This window comes from Streptomyces sp. BL1, from assembly GCF_057628045.1.
In genome coordinates this window covers 7,177,988-7,196,818 of sequence record NZ_JBXYWZ010000002.1, presented here as the reverse complement: position 1 = coordinate 7,196,818, position 18,831 = coordinate 7,177,988, and the positions used below count along the sequence as shown (strand labels likewise).

Sequence of the window (18,831 nt, the reverse complement as noted above, 5' to 3'; positions counted from 1 at the left end):
GCGAGGACAAGCGCGGAACAGGCCCGCCCGTCAGCGCGGGACCGCCCGGCGGACCTGCGACACGGAAGCGCGGCCACGCGGCAGCGCAGGGCCACGAACAGTTCAGTTCCGCGGAGCCACAGCAGCCACACCGCAGGACTGCGGAAACCAGTCAGCGGGCGGGACGGTGACAGGTGCCGGCAGGGCGGAATCGTGCCCACCAGTCAAAGGCGAGCGGGACCGTGACGGAGTCAGTAGCGCAGCACAGCGGCGATGTGCCCGGCGTCGGCCAGTGCCCCGTCGGGTACGAAGTCGACCCGGGTGCCCGTGTCCAGTGCCGTTTCGATGATCCCGTCGACGATGTCCTGAACGGCTTCCGGATCGTCGTCCTCGGCCGGCTGAAGGTGCCCGTCCCCGGTGCGGACCGTCACGCGGTAGTGCTCTTCGACGACCAGCCGGTGGATGCGTCCGGTGCCCGCCTTCTGCCACACCTCGTCCACGCCCGCCGCGTAGGCATGGCGGCTGCGCGCCCGGTCGAGCTCGGCCAGCGCGTCGGCGACCGTACGTTCGCTGTCCGCGGCCCGCGCCGCGGCCACCGCGGTCGAGACCGCTTCCGGCGTCCCGTGGGCCAGCCCTCCGTGAGCGACCTGGATCCCGTCGGAGGACGCCGTGCCCACCTCGTCCAGCAGGGCCAGGGCCTCCGGAGCGCCGGTGACGTAGAGCGGGCGGGGCCGCGCCGCGAGGAGTTCGGCCAGCGCGGCGTCCGCGTCGCGGAAGAACTGGCGGGTCTGCTCGTCGCTGAAGGTGCTCGGCACGTCGCCGATGCGCTCCTTCCGCTCGGCGTCCGGGTCCTCGAGGCTGCGCGTCAGCGGGAACCCGCGCGACTCCTCCTCCGCGAGCTGCTCGCCGTGGCCGTTCCACAGGGTCACACGGTCGGCGGCCACGGCCAGCACCCAGTAGGGCTTCTCCGCCACGTGCGCGGCGACGAGATTGCGGGTGAGGAAGGTGTCGGCGACGACGACCCGTTCCGGCACGGTACGGGTGACGGCCCACGTACGGTGCTCGCCCGGCGCCGCGAAGATCACGAGCCCGTCCGCGGCGTGCGCGAGGTCGACGTCGTCCGCCGCCCTCTCCAGCTGCGCGAGAACGTCCTCGCGCCGCTCCCTGGTGACGCCCGCGTCCCCTTCGAGCCGCCGTGCGGCCTCGCGCAGGAGGTTGCGCAGCCGGACCGGGTCCTGCGCGTTGTCCGGCTTCCGCCGGTGCGTGGGCATCGTCAGGGACACGGCGGGATAGTCGCGCTGCCTGCGGAGCTCTTCGAGGGCGGCGGGTGTCAGCGAGGGGTGCATACCGGATGTCCTTCTTCCTGCGGCCTTCGACGCCGGTGACGGCACCGGCGGAACGGGGCGGGTCAGTAGCGCTGGGCCTTGACGATCTTGGCGTCGAGATGCGGCTCGGGAGGCTTCCGGCTGACCACGAGGGGCTGGGCCTTCTCGCCCGCCTCCAGGGACTCGGTGCCGACGACGACCGTCTCGGCCACCTTCCCGTCGGAATCACTGAAGTCGACCTGCACGGCGAACGAGGCCGTCTTGTCCGTGCGGTTGGTGATATTGGCGACGAGAGTACGTACGCCATTGGTCTCGGACAGCGGCTTCCCGGTGAGCGACACGTCCCGCATCGCATTGCCCTTGCCGTCGGCCTTGCCGAGCTGCTTCTCGTACTCCTTGCGCTGCCGTTGGAGGTCCGCGTCGACCGACGCCTCGAATTCCGAGGCCCGGGCGGAATTCGCCGAGGCCGAAGCGCTCCTCTCGGCCTTCCTCGATTCGACAGCGGACTGCCTCGCCGACGGGTCCGCGCTGCTCGCACCGGCGCTGCTGGTCGGGTGCGGGCTGACGTTCCCGCTGCTCTTGCCGCCGTCGTCGCCGCAGGACACCAGCGATGCCGCACACACGGCCGCCGCGCACAGCGCGAGCAGCGCTGACCGGCGCGGCCGCTTCTCCGTACGGAACGGCGGAATTGCTCCAGTCATGCTCTGTTCCTCCTGTGCCGGTCCTCTGCCGTGCGGCCGGTGCGGTGAACGCGCCGCTGTCCGGCCGGCGGTTTCGCGCGCGGAGCCTCGTGAATTGCCCGTGCGCCGGGTCGGTATCCGCGTCGCGGCCAGAATCTGCCACACCTCACGGGTGGTCGCACTCCGAGTGATTCCGGGTCGCGGAAACGGACGAGATCCGGTGTTCCGCCCGTCTTTCCGAGATGCCCACGCGCGAAAAGCTGCGCAGAATCCCCCTAGCTGACAGTTACACCGACCGGCCGACCGACGGTGCGAACGGTGTTCCGTACACCGCGCACCCGGGTCTGGAAGGACGCCATGTCGCACGTGAACACCGCCGAAACAGAAGCAGCGTCTCCGGCGCCGGCGAAGCTGTCCTTCCTCACCCTCGCCGCCATGGTCGTCGGATCCATGGTGGGCGCGGGCGTGTTCTCCCTGCCGGGACGCTTCGCGGAAGAGACGGGGGTCGCCGGCGCGCTCATCGCCTGGGCCATCGCCGGCGCCGGCATGCTGATGCTCGCCTTCGTCTTCCAGACGCTCGCCAACCGCAGGCCCGACCTCGACGCCGGTGTGTACGCGTACGCCAAGGCCGGGTTCGGTGAATACCTCGGCTTCTTCTCGGCGTTCGGCTACTGGGCCAGCGCCTGCGTCGGCAACGTGACGTACTGGGTGCTGATCATGTCGACGGTGGGGGCGATCTGGCCCGCACTGGGCGAGGGCGACACCGCGCTCGCCGTGGTGCTCTCGTCCCTCGGCCTGTGGGCGTTCTTCCTGATGATCCGGCGCGGCGTGAAAGAGGCCGCGGCCATCAACAAGATCGTGACCGTGGCGAAGATCGTGCCCATCCTGGTCTTCATCGTGCTGGCCCTGGTCTACTTCGACCCCGGTGTCTTCGCCGACAACTTCGGCGGCGCCGACTACGCCGGCTCCCTCTTCAGCCAGGTCCGCGGCACGATGCTGGTGACCGTGTTCGTCTTCCTCGGCATCGAGGGCGCCAGCGTCTACTCGCGGCACGCCAAACGCCGTTCGGACGTCGGCAAGGCCACGGTCCTCGGCTTCCTCAGCGTCTTCGCCATCTTCGCCTCGGTGACCATCGTGTCGTACGGGATCCTGCCGATGGACCAGATCTCCGAGCTGCGCCAGCCGTCCATGGCGGGCGTGCTGGAGGAGGCCGTGGGCACGTGGGGCAAGGTGTTCATCAGCGTCGGGCTGATCGTCTCCGTACTCGGCGCCTATCTCGCGTGGACGCTGATGTCCGCCGAAGTGCTCTTCGTCGCCGCCAAGGACGACGACATGCCGCGCTTCCTGCGCCGCGCGACACGGGACGACGTGCCCGTCCCGGCGCTCCTGATGACCTCGCTGCTCATCCAAGTGGTCCTCGTGGTCACGGCGTTCTCCGACGACGCGTTCAACTTCGCGCTGGACCTGACGAGCGCGCTGTCGCTGATCCCGTACCTGCTGGCCGCGGGGTTCGCGGTCAAACTGGGCCTCAGCCGCGGCAGTTCGGACAGTTCCGGCAGTACGTCGTCCGCGTCCGGCGGCCTCTCCGGGCGGGAGCTCGTCGTCGCGGTCATCGCCACCCTCTACACGGCGTTTCTGCTGTACGCGGCAGGGCTCCGGTTCGTCCTGCTCGCCTTCATCGTCTACGCCCCGGCCACCATCCTGTTCGTGATGGCCCGACGCGAACAGGGCCGGCGTCTCTTCTCCCCGCGTGAACTCGTGATCCTGGTGATCTCCGTGGCCGGCGCGGTCATCGGCGTCGTCGCCCTGGCCGCCGGCTGGATCTCCCTGTGAACCCGCACCGCTGACCAACTCCCCATCCCTCGCGCACCCTTCGGGAGGTCGCCTTGTCCGCCGCCAACACCACCCAGCCCTCGTACGGAGTCCATTCCGAGGTCGGCAAGCTGCACAAGGTCCTCGTCTGCTCGCCGGGCCTCGCCCACCGCAGGCTCACCCCGACCAACGCCGACGGTCTCCTCTTCGACGACGTCATGTGGGTGGAGAGCGCCCAGCGCGACCACGCCGACTTCGTCGGGAAACTGCGGGAGCGCGGCGTCGACGTGGTCGAGCTGCACGATCTGCTCGCCCAGACCATGGGGATCCCGGAGGCGAAGAGCTGGCTCCTGGACCGGAAGATCACCGCCAACCAGGTCGGCCTCGGGCTGATCGACGGCACCCGTTCCTTCCTGGAGACGCTCGCACCGCGGCAGCTCGCCGCGTACCTCATCGGCGGCCTCGCCACCGCCGACCTGCCCGACGACTTCCGCTCCGGATACACGGCGCTCGCCCGTGAATCGACAGGCGTGCGCGAGTACTTGATGCCGCCGCTTCCCAACACCCTCTACACGCGGGACACCACGTGCTGGCTGTACGGCGGCGTGACGCTCAACCCGCTGTACTGGCCGGCGCGGCACGACGAGACGCTGCTCATGAAGGCGATCTACGCGTTCCATCCCGACTTCAAGGGCGCGACGGTGTGGTGGGGCGATCCCGAAGAGGACTGGGGGCAGGCCACGTTCGAGGGCGGCGACATCATGCCCGTCGGCAACGGCGTCGTCCTCATGGGCATGAGCGAGCGCACCTCCCGGCAGGCCGTCACGCAGGTCGCCGCGTCCCTGTTCCAACAGGGGGCCGCCGAGCGGGTCATCGTCGCCGGGATGCCGAAGCTGCGCTCCGCCATGCACCTCGACACCGTCTTCACCTTCGCCGACCGCGACCTCGTCACGCTCTACCCGAAGATCATGGACGCGGTGCACACGTTCTCCCTGTACCCGGCCGACAAGGCGCCCGGCCTGGACATCGTCGACGAGGGCTCGCGCCCCTTCGTGGACGTGGTCGCCGAGGGACTCGGGCTGCCCGCCCTGCGCGTGGTCGGCATCGGCGGCGACGTCTACGCCTCCGAACGCCAGCAGTGGGACAGCGGCAACAACGCGGTCGCCGTCGAACCGGGCGTCGTCTTCACCTACGACCGCAACACCCAGACGAACGCGCTTCTGCGCGAGGCGGCCGTCGAAGTCATCCCCATCGTCGGCGGCGAACTGGGCCGCGGCCGAGGCGGCGGCCACTGCATGACCTGCCCCCTCATCCGCGAACCGGTCACCTTCTGAGCAACCCACGCTCTGAAAGGGGCGCGGGGAACTGCGCAAACCCCATGCGAACCGCAGCCGCCGCACCCCGCCCGCCCCAGGCAGGGCGACGTACGGCGACGCTCCCGGCTCACCCCCGCGACGGCCGGCTGACCGCCAGGTCACGGGTGCATGCGGGCGCCCTTGATGGTCCTGTCCACCGCGTTGCGGGGGCCGTAGACGGCGAGGCCGACCACGTCCAACTGGTCGCCCGGCACGGCCCGTACCGCCGCGCGGTTGGCGCCGTCGTGGCCGGTGGCGAAGAGGTCGGAGGTGAAGACCGCGCGGGGCAGGGCGCGGGAGAGGGCCTTGCCGTGGGCTGCGGTCAGCGTCTCCTTCGTCCCCTCGAAGACGAGGACGGGCTGGCGGAACATCGGCAGGTACGGCGTGCCGTCCGCGTCCTCGTACGGTTCGCCGATCACTTCGGGGATCTCCGAGCCCAGGCCGCTGACCAGGAACGCGGTCACGTTGAGCCGCTGCCACTGCTCCAGGTCCTCGCGCAGCAGGACGGCGATCTTGGTGTCGAAGCGTACGGGCGTGTTCTCGGTTGTCATACTCCGAGACTGCCCGCCGCCGCACGGCGGTTTCTTGTACGTTCTTTGCATGGTGGCAGGTCAGGACGTGGCTGGTCAGGAGGTTTCCGCGTGGCGTCCCCGGATCCCGGGCGTCGCGGAGGTCTTCCACGCCCACTTCACCGGGCACGCCTACCCGATGCACGTGCACGACGTGTGGACCCTGCTCATCGTGGACGACGGCGCGGTGCGCTACGACCTGAACCGCCGCGAGCACGGCACCCCGCACGACACGGTGACCCTGCTGCCGCCGCAGGTCCCGCACAACGGTTCGTCCGCCACCGCGCAGGGCTTCCGCAAGCGCGTCGTCTACCTGGATCTGACCCAGCTCGACGAGAGCTTCATCGGCGCGGCCGTGGACGGCCCCGACATGGCGGACCCGCTGCTGCGCGAGCGCATCGGCCAGCTGCACTCGGCGCTGTCGCGCCCTGGCGACGAGCTGGAGGCCGAGAGCCGTCTCGCGCTGATCAGCGAACGGCTGCGCGGGCATCTGCGGGAGCGGCTCGTCGTGCCCGTACCGGAGGCGGGTCACAGCGTGGCGCACAGCCTGCGCGACATCCTCGACGCACGGCTGCTGAGCGGCGTGAGCCTCGACGAGGCCGCGGGTCTGGTGCACGCCCATCCCACGCACCTGGTACGGGCGTTCACCGCCGCGTTCGGCATCGCCCCGCACCAGTACGTGACGGCCCGCCGGGTCGACCACGCCCGCCGGCTCCTCCTGGACGGCCGGCCTCCCGCCGAGGTGGCACCCGCGGCCGGCTTCTACGACCAGTCACACCTGAACCGCCACTTCAAACGCGTCACCGGAGTAACCCCCGGCCGCTACACCCGCCCAACACCGGCCGCCACGTAACGCGGGCTGGGCACCGCGCTCTCTACGACCGCAGCGGCAAGTCACCCCGCGCGGGCCTGACCGGCGATTGTCGGCGCGGCCGGGGCGGTCACCGCCGCCCCACCCCACTGCACGCGCGTCCCGCCGCGGCGAAATGAGAGCCGCTCACGCACCGGGCCGCCACGGCGGAATGAGGACCGCTCACGCACCGGCTGCCACGACCCGGCACCCCGCACCGCGACGCCGGGACCACGCATCCACACGACGCGCCCGCCACACCGGCCGAGCGCGGCCGGGCGCCGCACCCTTCTCCGCCGCAGCGGCGAGTCGCCCCGCAGGTCTGACCGGCGGTTTCAGCGCGGCTCGACCGGTCACCGCCGACCCGTCCCGCCGAACGCGCCTTCCGCTGCGGCGGAATGAGAGCCGCTCACGCGCAGGCCGCCGCAGCCAAGCGCCCCGCGCCACGACGCCGGGACCGGGCGCCCACACCTACGCGCCCGCCGCTACCGCCGCGCGGCGGATGTCACAGGGCCCTCGCCATCGCGTCCCCGCGATGTCATCGTACGATGACATCGGTTGATGACACTGGCGCACAGGGCGGGAGGCTCCCCGTGGGGAATGAGTGGACGACACCGGCGCGGAAGGAACGGGCGCTGGTGCCGGTGCTGTTGTCGGTGGGGATGCTGGTGGCGATCATCAGCAGCCTCGGCGCGCCGCTGATCCCGACCATCGCGCGGGTCGATCACGTCTCGACGGGCGTCGCCCAGTGGTCGCTGACCGTGACCATGCTGATGGGCGCGGTGTCCACACCGCTGATGGGCCGGCTCGGCGACGGACCGCACCGGCGGCGGGTGATCCTCGGCGGGCTGGCGGTCGTACTCGTCGGCAGCCTGCTGGCCGCGCTGCCCACCGGGTTCGCGGGGCTGCTCGTGGGCCGGGCGATGCAGGGTGTCGGCCTCGGGCTGACCCCGCTGACCATGGCGACCGCACGCGACGCGCTGCCGCCCGAACGCGCCCGGCACGCGGTGGCCACCCTCTCCCTCACCTCGGCCGCCGGTATCGGTCTGGGCTATCCGGTCACCGGGGTACTCGCCCAATACTTGGGCCTGCACTCGGGGTTCTGGTTCGCCGCGATCGCCTCGGCCCTGGCGCTCGCGGCCCTGTCCGTCGCCCTGCCCCCGTCGCCGCAGCGCCCCAAGCATCCGCTGGACGTCCTCGGGGCGCTGCTTCTCGCCGCCGGTATGGCCGGGTTGCTGCTCGCGTCCACCATGGGAGCGCACTGGGGCTGGAGTTCGCCGCGCCTGCTGGCGCTGATCGCGGTGTCCGTGCTGCTGCTCGTCTGGTGGGTGGCGCACGAACTGCGCACGCCGCACCCACTGGTCGACGTGCGCCTCGTCCGGGACCGCAAGGTGCTCGCCGCGGATCTGACCGCGCTGCTGTCCGGTGTGGCGATGTATCTGATGCTGCCGCTGGTCACGCAGTACGTGCAGACGCCGGAGTCCGCCGGGTACGGGTTCGGCGTCTCGGTCGTGGTCGCCGGTCTCGTCCTGGTGCCCTTCTCCATATGCAGCATGATCTCCGGCCGGGTGGTGCGGATGACCTCCCGTACGGTGCCGCTCTCCTTGATGCTGGCCGCGGGCTGCGTGGTGTCCCTCGCCGCCACCGCGCTGTTCGCGCTCACGCGGGACAGCCTGTGGGAAATGTTCGTGACCATGGGTCTCATCGGTCTGGGCGCGGGCGTCACCATGTCGGTGATGCCCGCGCTGATCGTGAGCGCGGTCCCGGCGCACGAGACCGGCAGCGCGATGAGCTTCAACCAGGTGGTGAAGTACATCGGTTACTCCATGGGCAGTGCGTTCAGCGCGACCGTCCTCGCCGCCGACACCGACGCGCAGGGCCTGCCCGCCGACAGCGGCTACCAACTGGCCGCACTGTGCGGCTGCGTGGTCTGGGTGATCGCGGCCCTGACGGGCTGGGCCCTGGCCCGTACGCCCCGCTCCGCCGGCACAGCACGCTCAGCCAACACCCGATTCGACACAGCCCGATCCGAGGCCGCGCAACCCGACGCGGCGGGACAGACCACCGGGAGCCAGGCCCCCTCTTGAGGCACCCCGATCACCCCTGGGGAGAATCTGGGGAGTTTGAGTCGCCGTTCCCCGCCCCCTCCTCCGCCCCGTCGAACAGCACGTCGATGGCACGGCGCCCCTTGTCACCGGCCTCCGGCATGAAGTGCGCGTAATGATCGAGCGTGATGGTCGGCGACGAGTGCCCCAACCAGCGAGCTAGCGTGACCACGGACTCCCCGGCCTCCAACATGACCGATGCGTAAGTGTGCCGAAGTGCGTGGAAACCGTCACGCCGCGCCGCCGCCCACTGCCAACGCTTCGCTCCTTCGGGGAGGGGCGGAATGACGCCAGCCTTCGCCAGCGCCGGCTTCCACGTATAGGTGTTCCACGAGTTCGCGGCAATGGCGTTGCCAAGTCGAGTCGTGGCCAAGAGGAGGACCTTCTTGCGCGGCACGTCCCGGCCAGGTTCGCCCCACGGGAGCTCGACCTCGACGGGCGGGTAGCGCCCGATGTGCTGCTTCAGCTCTGCAGCTACCGAGGCAGGCATGTCAACCACACGCGGTTTTCCACTCTTTGGCAGGGTGTAGTACAACTTCCCCCTCAGGGCCTGCACCTGTCTCCGGACGTGCAGGACACCGCGCTCCCAGTCGATATCCTCCGGCGAGAGGCCGAACACCTCGCCCTGGCGCAGGCCGCACCCCAGGCCGAGCACCACCGCTATGCGATACCGCTCGGCGATCACGTCACGGACGCGAAGCGCCGTCTCCAGCGGCCACGCCTCGCTCCTCGCCTTGGACGCCTTCGGCCATCGAACCGACTTCGATCGCATCGGGTTCCTTGGAAGACGCCGGTCGTCGACAGCCGTCTCCAGGATCCCGGAAAGCTCAGCCAATATGCTACGCCGGTAATCGACAGAGGAAACCTTCGATTCCAACTTCACGATATAGCGGCGCAGTTCCGCAGGCGTGATTTGACGGACCGTCAAATGCCCCAGATGCGGCAGGATGTGGAGCCGAACCCGCTGCTCCTGTCTCTTCCTGGTCCCCGGCGCCCCCTTAGTTCCCACGTTCAAGTACTTCTCTATGTACTCTGCGAGGCTGATCGATCCGTCGCGGGGATCCACAAACTCCCCGCGTTCCTCTTCTGTGGCTGAGCGACGAAGCCACGCCTTGGCGTCCTCCAAGGCGTCGAAGGAACGGTCCCGGACGCCCGGGATGCCGGCGACCTTATACCGCTTCCCCTTCCCATAACGGGAAGTTCGTTCCCGTCTCCCGGTCATCGGGTCCTTCTTCTTCTTGACCCAACGATCTTCAATGTAGCCGGACAGCTGTGCCTCCTTATCGGCAGTAAAACAAATCTCCGCCACGCATAGAACGTCAGGCGTTGCGCGCGCGGCTGAGCCGTCGCTGAGGGACAGCGTTCAGCGGACTCAAAGCCGCGTTGGAGCGAGAGTCCGCCAGCTCTTGGTCACGGATCCAGGCATCGAGGACTTCCCGGCGGTACACGACGCGTCCACCACGCCCCATACGGAAGCTCGGCGGCCCCTGGCGCCGGTGTCGCCAGACATAGAGCGTGTGCGGGGACAGCCCGAGATATTGGGCGGCCTCCTTCACTCTGAGAAACGAGGCTGGGGCAGCGTCTTGTGGGACGCCAGCAGGGGGCATCCAAGACTGTGAGGACATAGAGGCTTTCTGCTCGACGGGGAACGAGCACGAGGAGCACAGAACGTCCGCCCGCGCCAACACCTAGCGCAGTGCGGCCTGACAACCGTCTGCCGGGAGCCGCCCACAGCACGCCGTCGTGGGCAGACCTGAACCGCGCCTCCTCGTAACCGAACGAAGCTGTCTGCGTCCGCCCCGGCTCCACCGCCAAGTACAGCCGGACGCGAACAGTTCAATCGTCACCACGATGGCCGGTTCGGCTAACCGGCCATCGTCGGCTATGTTGCGCGCCCCGCTCAACGTCTGCGGGCCGCGGACGACCCCGCACTCAGGAAGTCGCCTTGTAAGAGTCGGCCAGGATCGCAACAACCAGAGGCACCGCAACTCCCGACCGGCCTGGGCCAGAGTTTCGGTACACAGACCCCAGCACCGGCGGACGAAGTACAGCAGTTGGATCGAACTACGAAAGCAAACAAGCTGACCTCCCACGCATGTCCCAGGCCAACGGACCGCCTAATTCGGAACTTATGCGGCCCCGCAGCCGTCAACTCCCCGAATCTGGCCTGGTGTTCTAAAGGAGGTTGTACGTTGACATCGCCTCAACGGAGGTTTCCAGTCCGTTTAGGCTCGACCCTGTCTGCCGTGGGCGAATCCGATTTGAAACGGCGACCACACACGGCCCCTGGGGACACCGTCGTCGACACGCCCTCATCCACACTCGCACTACTCTCTGTCCCTGCAGGGGCCCGTGCCCCGGAACCGGTTGCAGAGCAGCACAACTCGCCAGCGGCAGCCCGTATTACACAAGTCCCGGCTGGCGACGAGAGGGCAAAATCAGGCGGCTCTCAATATCAACCAGGGGGAGAACGACGGACGTCGATCAGGAACTCGTCGACCCAATCAAGCTTGGGTCCATCCCCGCATGCGAGAGGAGCAGCCGGCCGCCGGCGAATCGACCGCCGACGACTGGGGGCCACCCCCGCGTGGGCGGGGAGCAGGACCAGGTCTCCGCGCAGCAGATGCAGGACCTGGGTCCATGCCCGCGTGCGCGGGGAGCAGCGTGGCGGCGGCGGGGATCAGGTGTCCGGTGCGGGTCCATCCCCGCGTGCGCGGGGAGCAGGAGATCAACGCCGACCCGCAGGCCCGACTCCTGGGCCCATCCCCGCGTGCGCGGGGAGCAGGCCGAGCCGGACAACGCGGTCAGCCATGCCCAGGGTCCATCCCCACGTGCGCGGGGAGCAGAACGGGGCGAGAGGTTCGCCCTCGGAAGGAGCGGGTCCATCCCCGCGTGCGCGGGGAGCAGCACCCCTACAGCGACGACCGGCACACCCAGGAGGGTCCAACCCCGCGTGCGCGGGGAGTAGTTCGGCAGCGCGCTGAGTGCACATGCCGCGCTCGGGCTGGAGGGTCCATCCCCGCGTGCGCGGGGAGCAGATACGGCCGCCCTCGCCGTCGACCCCGGCGACGGGGCCATCCCCACGTGCGCGGGGAGCAGTCCCGGATCTTCCGGTGCTTTCCTGATTCCTGAGGTCCATCCCCGCGTGCGCGGGGAGCAGGCCGAGGGCGGCGGCGACTTCGTCGATGTCCAGGGTCCATCCCCGCGTGCGCGGGGAGCAGATGCTCGTGAGCTGGTCCCACAGATCCTCGTTGGGTCCATCCCCGCGTGCGCGGGGAGCAGGATCTGGAGGGACATCCATGAGCAAGTTTGTCAGGTCCATCCCCGCGTGCGCGGGGAGCAGTTTTCCAGCTTCTCCGCGATGTGCTTGGGCGGGGGTCCATCCCCGCGTGCGCGGGGAGCAGTTGCTGACCTCGGCGTTTACCGGACGAGAACCCTCTTCTGAACAACAATCAGGGATTCGGACATTTCCACCAACCGGTCGAACCGAGTATCGGTGTACTCCACCGGCGCAGGATACGCACCACCGTCAACATGCTTGCTGTACATCTCGAGTGAGCCTTCGTGTAACTGTGCCACCAGGACTCCCACCTGCAGACCAGCCTGGCAACTCAGCTGCCCGAGCAGGCAGGTTCGTGCATGCGCATTCTGGTCCTGGGCAACTGCCCGAAGGGATACGTGGTTATCTATCACCGGATCGAGCGGACCAGCGTCCAGCGGTATGACCGTCTTTCGCGACGGAGTTCGACGAGATCGACACTGGTGATGTCGAGAGGTACGGGTGGTAGCGAGCGCAGCGCCCTTGCCGCGTCGATGAGGGGGGCTGCTGGGCGGTCGTGGTTGTTGTAGGCAATGCCGAGGTGGGGGCGGAAGCCCGCGGTCGGTTTGCTGCCCGTGAAGCCGGCCTCGGTGGTGAGGTTGGTGAGGGTCGCGTGGAGCTCGATGAGCGGGGTCCACGGCGTGAGGCTGAGGCGGAGCGCCCCCCGGGAGCCGGCCAGGGGGTGAGCCTGTACGTGAATCGTGTCGGGGATGAGACCGCGGGCGCGGTGGGCGAGGTCTTCGATGGCCTGCGGTGATGTGTGCGGCCTGTCCGTGATCCGTGTCAGGGTGACGTGCAGCCCGTCGACGGGGACCAAGTCGAGGCCGAGATGATCCAGCTCTTTGTGGCAGCGATTCACCAGGGCATGGAGCTCAGGAGCGTCGGCAAAGGTGAGCATCCAATAGTAGGCGCGCCGGCCCGGATACCAGCCCGGACGGTCCCAGTGATCCGTCATCCGGTCGACGGCGGCGAACGCCTGCCAGTCGTGCTCGACGATGGCCTCGGGGGAATCGAGGTCGGTGGGCGGTGCGGCAGGGAATGATCCGGGAACTACGGCGAGCTCGGGGGCCACTGGGCTCCAATCCATTACGGCGCGGTTCGCGGGCGTGAGCCGTCGACGAGCGGCTTGGCCTGCGGCTGCGACTGCCACGCCCGTAGTTCGTCGGCATACTCCCTCACGGCAGGCACCCGAGACCAGCCAGCCGCCAGGGCGTTCAGTTCCTTCGCCCGCTGCCACACCGAGCGGATCGGGGCGCCACTGCCGGCACGCAGCGCGCTGCGACCGAGTGCCATGGCTCGCTCGATGTCGGGCGGCTGCTGACAGAGGAGAACAGTTGCGACGTCGAGACGTACCAGGGCGCGGCTCCAGTTGGACTGCGAATGTTCGACGAGGTCGTCGATTTCGCTGGCGCGTATCAGAGCGGGCTGGACGTCGCCCAAGGACACATGGGCGGTGATGGCGTTAGCCAGCATGCGGGCCCGTGAGTAGGGAGCGAAGCTGATGCAGGGAGTCAGGCCCCCGGGCAAGGAAGACTGGTTGTCAGTGAGATCTATGGCCTGGCCGATCGCTCGTGCGGTGACCGATGAATCCTGTTGGCGGGCAGCGGCCCGGGCGAGGCCATTGACGTGGAGGCGGATCGCTTGGGGGTTCTTGGGCGCGAGGTCGATACCCGAAGTCGCTGCTTGTGCGGCCTCGGCGTAGCGCCCTGCGTAATACAGGCCCAGAGAGCGAGTCCCGAGGGCCCACATCTGTAGGGCGGTGTCGCCAGCTTCGCCGGCGAGGGCCTGTGCTTCCGTGCAGTAGGCGTCGGCCAGCGGGTAGGGCGCTCCGGCATTCACCGCCATGTACCCAAGCAGCCCTGAAACGCGAGCGCTCAGGGCGAAGAGTTCCGTGCGGATGCGGGGCGGTTGATGACCGTCGAGCGCCGCATGGAGAGTTCGGCGCAGCAACCGTGTCTCGCCGCTGAGCCTGTGGGGCCCCACCTCCTCGTACCGAGCCACGAGGCTGTCGATCGATGAGGTCGCCATGGCCAGTAGCGCGGGGTTCGAATCGCTCCGCGTCAGTGCGTCGGCGCGCGCGATGACATCCAGGGGGTCGTCGAATCCGAGCACGTCTGCGTGGCTGCGTGCGGCGCGATGGGGGAACGGATCGGCCCTGCTCTTCTCAGGGGAAGATGGAACAGCGGTTGGCTGCCTGTCCGCATCAGCGGCCGTCTGGTCCGCATGCCGCTCCACCCGGCGCCAGAGCCTGCATAGGGCGCCGCCAGCCTCCAGCGCGTCATCGAGAGCGGCAGCGAGCACGCTGTCACAGGGCCGCTCCGCCTTCTCGATGCGCTCGATCGTTGTCTTGCTGACGTGCACCAATGCCGCGAGAGCTGTGGTGGAGAGCCTCCTGGTCGTACGCCAGTTGCGGAGCTCAACGCCGAACCACGCTTCCCAGGAGGCCGAGTCGTCCAGGGGCCTTGGTCGCTGCGGCATGGTCATCCCCTTCGGAGCCTGATGCGGACACAGGGCCTCCTCGCTGCTGTCCGCATCATGAGCGGATTCTTCACGGCGAGGGGCGACTGGATATCGCCCCGGGCGCCTTGTTTCTTACCCCACCACGAAAGTCCACCGCGGAGGTTCGGGCCGACTCCACGACGTCCGGCGTCTCAGGCAGGTGCCGGAGCGGGGCGCATCTCGCGTCAGAGGCGCTTGGTCAGGAGCCTTGCCAGCCGTCCCTGAGGGCTTTCGTGAATGCTCCCCAGGCGCTGCGAGACGCTGTGATGTGCGGGCGCTCGGGGTCCTTGGAGTCGCGCAACTGCACGCTGCGTGGGGTGAGCGCGCATTCCACGCACTCCCCCTGCGGCTCGTTGCTGTAGCTGCTCTTTACCCAGGTGAGCTGGGAGTCTTGCACGGTGTCCCTCGCTAGGTGTGACGTTGCAGGTGCTTCTTGCGTGCGTCGGCGATCATCTCCGCCGAGCTCCTGGCGTCCAGTGCTTCCTGACGCAGGAAGTTGAAGGTGTTGCGGTACTTCTCCCGGGCGGCCTCCGCTTCGAGGAATAGGCTCCCTGCCTGGTTCTCCAGGTAGGTCACGTCCAGCTCCGGGTCAGCCCCGCCATAGACAACGAACGTGCTGAGGGCGGCACTGTACGAGCCCCTGTCGAAAGGCAGGACCTGGATCGTGATGTTCGGTTCACGTCCGCGCTCCAGCAGGTGGCCGAGCTGCGCAGCCATCACCTCCGGCCCGCCGGTGCTTCGCCGGAGCACCGCCTCGTCAAGCACCACTTGGAACGTCGGCGGCCCGGGCCGGTCGAGCACTTCGGCCGGCCGCTGCATGCGGATAGAGAGGAAGTCCTCGACCTCGCTCTGCGGCAGAGCACCCTCGGGCGTGGGGGCGATCGAGCGGGCATAGTCGAGCGTCTGGAGTAGGCCAGGCACGACGCCGAGCGAAAAGTGGCTGATACGCATGGCTTCGTACTCCAAAGCCAACAGCAGCAACATCGGATCGCTGAGTCGGTCTGCATACGGAACCCACCAACCGTCGGTGTGCTGGCTGGACTTCGCCAGCGCGACAAGGCCCTGACGCTCTACGTCCGATGCCCCGCTCGCTCGGCAGAGTTGGTCGACCACATTCCACTTGATCGTGCCCTTGCCGCGCTCATAGCGGCTCACCGTGGCCTTCGAGACCCCGGCCAGCTCACCTGCTTGCTCGGCGGACAGCCCTCTGCGGTCACGCAGAGCGCGAAGTCGGATGCCGACCTGGCGCTTCCGGGTGGTCGGTCCGCCCGGAAGCTCATCCACGGCGGGCGCGGTTGACATGTCCCTCAAAGTGCCCCCTTCGGACGGGCCGTTGCGGCCACAAGTTACATGGCGAGCCGTAGTGCCGCGGTGGTCTCCCGCCGTGAGCTCGGGCCCATGCGGACAGTTGCCGGTGAGCGTTACATGGTGAGCCGATCCGAGCCCATACTTCCAAACCTGCCGCCACAGACAGCAGTTGACCTCGGAGGAACGGCCCGATCCGCCGTGCCACGCGGCGGCACTGTGCCGCAGTTCCCGAACGCTTCTCTGCACCGATCGCTTGGGAGGGACCCATGACCCCCACAACAGCCGTCGCACCGGCCGTGGCCGAACCGCGCGGGTTCGAAGTGGTCTTCCTCCCGGACGCCCGGCGCGTCCCAGAACTGCGGCGGATCACCGCAGCGCAGCTTCACGCCTGGGACCTCGGGGCGCTCCTGGACTGCGCTCTCCTGGTGGTTTCCGAGCTGGTCACCAACGCTATTCAGCACGGGCAGGGGCCCATCAACCTCACGGTGAAACCACAGCTTCAGGTGCTGCGCATCGAAGTCACAGACGGCAGCTCGACCCCAGCACGGAAGCGGCCCACAAGAGATACCGACGAGAACGGTCGGGGGCTGGAAATTGTCGACACTCTCTCACGGGACTGGGGAGTCAGCCCGGATGGCACCGCCACCTGGGCCACCCTCCGCCTCACCGGGCCAGGGGCGTGATGGCTATGCCCTCGCAACGCCACCGCAACGCTGGGAGCGGAAGCCCACCCCACTCGCAACCGGACCGCCCACCGCGGCCGTTCTGTCCCCGCCGTGCAGAGCCTCACCGCGCGGCGTGCACTACTCCTTGCTCGAGGAACTGAAATGGAAGCCGTCACGACTCACGCAACCGCATTCGTCAACAACGTTGCGGATCTAGGGAGACGCGCCACTGGCATCGCGCCATTCGCTTTCGATCGCTGCGTACGTGACCGAGTCGCGCCAGGAGCCGCACACGAACACGTGGTGGCGGATGCGTCCCTCTTCAACCATGCCGGCACGCCGAAGAGTCTTGTCCGACGCATCGTTGTCAGGGGCTCGGGCGGCCCAGATCCGGTGCAAATCAAGCTCATTGAAGCCAAGCGTAAGCAGCGTCCGTACCGTCTCGGTGCCGTAGCCGACGCTCCAGACATCCGAGCGGAGGGCGAAGCCGATCGTCGCGGCCTGCTGGGAGTGTGGATCGAGGGCCAGACGGGCCACACCGATCATCTCGTGGCTGCCAATGAGGCATACAGCGAGCATGTATTCGCTGCGGGGCTGGGCTGCCGCAGTAGCCGTCGCACCGTTGATGATGTCTACGACCTGCTGCCGGGTGCGAGGTTCGAAGCTGAGGTGCTCGGTGACCTGCGGGTTGCCGTAGATGGCGTGGACAGCATCCACGTCTTCGACGGTCAGTTCCCGCAGGAGCAGCCGTTCGCTGGTCTGCTGGACCGGATACATGCCTGCGGACTCTACACAGAGCCTCTAGCTGGGCAGGGCGCGTACCGGGGTGGAGGTGAAGACCTCGATTTCGGCGCGCAGTTCCCTGGCGGGCCCGGCGGTACGTACCTCCTTCTTAGCGAGCGCGCGGTGGACGCGTTGGGCGCTGAGGATGATGCCGTTGTTGTGCTGCTCGGGCGGGAGGTCGAGGACGGGTCGTACTGCTTCGGCGGCGCCGTCGAGGCTGCCGGCGGCGATGCGGGTGAGGGCGAGGTTGGTGTGCGCGCCGGCCTCATCGCCAAAGGCCCACTCGGCGACCTGGGCGTTCTGGTAGGCGAGCACGGCTTCCTGGGCATGTGCTTCGAGCGCCGGGTCGGGTTCGGGCGAGAGGACCTCGGCCTCGGCCACGTAGTACAGGCGCCGGGGGTTGGGGAAGGTGAAGATTCCGCCGATGCGGTCCAGTTCGTCGGTGGCGAGGGATTCGCTGGCGTTGTTCGCGGTCTGGCAGGCCAGGCGCACCGATTCGGTGTCGCCGAGCAGGGCGTGGGCGCGGGCTTCGAGGCAGGCCAGCCAGACGCTGATGGTGCCGGAACTGGTGGGTGCGATGCTCGCGCCGTTGTCGCCGTAGTGGGCGGCATCGTCGGGCCGGCCGTGCCAGTAGGCGATGAGCGATTGCAGGCCGCGGAACCAGGCGCGCATGGCCGGGTGGTCGGCCTGGTTCGCACAGACGTAGGCGGCGCGGGCTTGGCGCATGGCCGAGTTGGGGTCGCCCAGATCGTGCGCGGCTTTGGCGAGCATGCCGGAGCTCATCGCGGCCAGCAGGTGCAGGTCGCGTGCCTGTCCGGGCTTCATCCGGTTGCTTTCCAGGAGCCGGAAGGTCAGGTCCTGAACCTCGGTGAGGTCGTGGAGGATGCTGCTGAGCGGCACCCGTGGGTACGCCTGCGCGAGGCGCTGCACCTCCTCGCTGATGTGGTTCATCGTCTCCTGGCCGATCTGGTTGCCGTCCGCTGCTACCGCGAACCGCAGGGCTCGATCTGCCGCCATCGCAACCTGCCTTCCCATCTCGTACGCCTCGGCCCCGGAGGTGGGACGGAGGATGGTGCTGCGCGCTGCACGGAGTGCCTGGGACTCGTCGCCGCCCCCGCGTGTCATGTGCGGTGCGGTAGCGAGGAGTTCGTGAATCGGGTGGCCCAGCATGTAGGCCAGTACCCGGCGAGCGTCCGGCACGGGAGTGACCTTGCCGAGGTACCACCGCTCGAAGGTGGCCTCGCCGAGGGACATGCCCCGCAGGTGCGGGCTCTGCTCGATCTCGGCCAACTCGGTGGCGCAGCGCTCGAACTGGGCCTTGAACGTCTCGAAGCTCGTCCAGTCCTTCTGTTCGATCAGCACTCGCAGCAGTGTCGGCATGGCTCCCCGTTCCGTGCGGTCAGCGCGTCGCTTTCGACCGTAGAGCGCGGAAGCCGGGTCGCGACACCACTCCGAGCGCCCCCGGGACGGATGAGGGGGAGATGAGGGGCCGGTGATGGTGACCATCATCTTCGCTGCGCAACGTGATGGGGCGCTGAGGGTGGAGATGAGCCCCGCAGCCCCATGACGCTCGAACCTCGCC

16 protein-coding genes are annotated in these 18,831 nt (G+C 68.6%); 5 read left to right on the top strand and 11 right to left on the bottom strand.

Features of this window, described 5'->3' with window-relative positions; genetic code table 11:
* Positions 1-230: 230 nt before the first annotated feature.
* Entirely contained in the window at positions 231-1,325 is a 1,095-nt protein-coding gene (locus tag AC3AGO_RS31645; RefSeq protein WP_487823698.1) for a baeRF3 domain-containing protein, read from the bottom strand.
* 62 nt (positions 1,326-1,387) lie between these two features.
* A complete protein-coding gene (locus AC3AGO_RS31640; RefSeq protein WP_487823697.1) occupies positions 1,388-2,005 on the bottom strand; it encodes a hypothetical protein in 618 nt (205 codons plus the stop codon).
* A gap of 336 nt (positions 2,006-2,341) precedes the next feature.
* Between AC3AGO_RS31640 and AC3AGO_RS31635 the strand changes: the two genes are divergently transcribed.
* Positions 2,342-3,817, top strand: a complete 1,476-nt coding sequence (locus AC3AGO_RS31635; protein WP_487824886.1) for a basic amino acid/polyamine antiporter — start codon at positions 2,342-2,344, stop codon at positions 3,815-3,817.
* Positions 3,818-3,870: 53 nt separating this feature from the next.
* Entirely contained in the window at positions 3,871-5,130 is a 1,260-nt protein-coding gene (locus AC3AGO_RS31630) for an arginine deiminase (RefSeq protein WP_487823696.1), read from the top strand.
* 140 nt (positions 5,131-5,270) lie between these two features.
* Here AC3AGO_RS31630 and AC3AGO_RS31625 read toward each other — a convergent pair whose 3' ends face one another.
* On the bottom strand, positions 5,271-5,702 hold the full coding sequence (locus tag AC3AGO_RS31625; RefSeq protein WP_487823695.1) for a DUF2000 family protein: 432 nt from the start codon (positions 5,700-5,702) through the stop codon (positions 5,271-5,273).
* A 49-nt stretch (positions 5,703-5,751) separates the two neighbouring features.
* On the opposite strand from AC3AGO_RS31625, the gene AC3AGO_RS31620 reads away from it, so the two are divergent.
* Both AC3AGO_RS31620 and AC3AGO_RS31615 read left to right on the top strand, forming a co-directional pair.
* Positions 5,752-6,573 carry a helix-turn-helix transcriptional regulator gene (locus tag AC3AGO_RS31620; RefSeq protein ID WP_487823694.1) on the top strand — a complete coding sequence of 274 codons (822 nt, stop codon included), beginning with the start codon at positions 5,752-5,754 and terminating at the stop codon, positions 6,571-6,573.
* A 590-nt stretch (positions 6,574-7,163) separates the two neighbouring features.
* Positions 7,164-8,657 carry an MFS transporter gene (locus tag AC3AGO_RS31615; RefSeq protein WP_487823693.1) on the top strand — a complete coding sequence of 498 codons (1,494 nt, stop codon included), beginning with the start codon at positions 7,164-7,166 and terminating at the stop codon, positions 8,655-8,657.
* Between the two features lie 10 nt (positions 8,658-8,667).
* On the opposite strand, the gene AC3AGO_RS31610 is transcribed toward AC3AGO_RS31615, so the two are convergent.
* The 6 genes from AC3AGO_RS31610 to AC3AGO_RS31585 all read right to left on the bottom strand — a co-directional run bounded on the left by AC3AGO_RS31610 (position 8,668) and on the right by AC3AGO_RS31585 (position 15,795).
* Positions 8,668-9,984: a tyrosine-type recombinase/integrase gene (locus tag AC3AGO_RS31610; RefSeq protein ID WP_487823692.1), complete on the bottom strand. Its 1,317-nt coding sequence runs from the start codon at positions 9,982-9,984 to the stop codon at positions 8,668-8,670.
* Positions 9,985-9,994: 10 nt separating this feature from the next.
* Complete coding sequence (locus tag AC3AGO_RS31605; RefSeq protein ID WP_487824885.1) at positions 9,995-10,282, bottom strand: helix-turn-helix transcriptional regulator; 288 nt, start codon at positions 10,280-10,282, stop codon at positions 9,995-9,997.
* Positions 10,283-12,364: 2,082 nt separating this feature from the next.
* Positions 12,365-13,066 (bottom strand): 2'-5' RNA ligase family protein, encoded by a 702-nt coding sequence (locus tag AC3AGO_RS31600; RefSeq protein ID WP_487823691.1) that lies wholly within the window; start codon positions 13,064-13,066, stop codon positions 12,365-12,367.
* Positions 13,067-13,080: 14 nt separating this feature from the next.
* The gene (locus AC3AGO_RS31595) at positions 13,081-14,472 is read right to left on the bottom strand and encodes a helix-turn-helix domain-containing protein (protein WP_487823690.1); all 1,392 of its coding nucleotides are present in this window, start codon (positions 14,470-14,472) and stop codon (positions 13,081-13,083) included.
* A gap of 220 nt (positions 14,473-14,692) precedes the next feature.
* Positions 14,693-14,890: a DUF397 domain-containing protein gene (locus tag AC3AGO_RS31590; RefSeq protein WP_487823689.1), complete on the bottom strand. Its 198-nt coding sequence runs from the start codon at positions 14,888-14,890 to the stop codon at positions 14,693-14,695.
* An 11-nt stretch (positions 14,891-14,901) separates the two neighbouring features.
* Complete coding sequence (locus tag AC3AGO_RS31585; RefSeq protein WP_487823688.1) at positions 14,902-15,795, bottom strand: helix-turn-helix domain-containing protein; 894 nt, start codon at positions 15,793-15,795, stop codon at positions 14,902-14,904.
* Between the two features lie 272 nt (positions 15,796-16,067).
* On the opposite strand from AC3AGO_RS31585, the gene AC3AGO_RS31580 reads away from it, so the two are divergent.
* On the top strand, positions 16,068-16,484 hold the full coding sequence (locus AC3AGO_RS31580; RefSeq protein WP_487823687.1) for an ATP-binding protein: 417 nt from the start codon (positions 16,068-16,070) through the stop codon (positions 16,482-16,484).
* Between the two features lie 195 nt (positions 16,485-16,679).
* On the opposite strand, the gene AC3AGO_RS31575 is transcribed toward AC3AGO_RS31580, so the two are convergent.
* Together AC3AGO_RS31575 and AC3AGO_RS31570 are read right to left on the bottom strand one after the other, a co-directional pair.
* Positions 16,680-17,243: a GNAT family N-acetyltransferase gene (locus AC3AGO_RS31575; protein WP_487823686.1), complete on the bottom strand. Its 564-nt coding sequence runs from the start codon at positions 17,241-17,243 to the stop codon at positions 16,680-16,682.
* Between the two features lie 24 nt (positions 17,244-17,267).
* Positions 17,268-18,629: an NsdA family TPR-like regulatory protein gene (locus AC3AGO_RS31570; RefSeq protein WP_487823685.1), complete on the bottom strand. Its 1,362-nt coding sequence runs from the start codon at positions 18,627-18,629 to the stop codon at positions 17,268-17,270.
* Positions 18,630-18,831 lie beyond the last annotated feature (202 nt).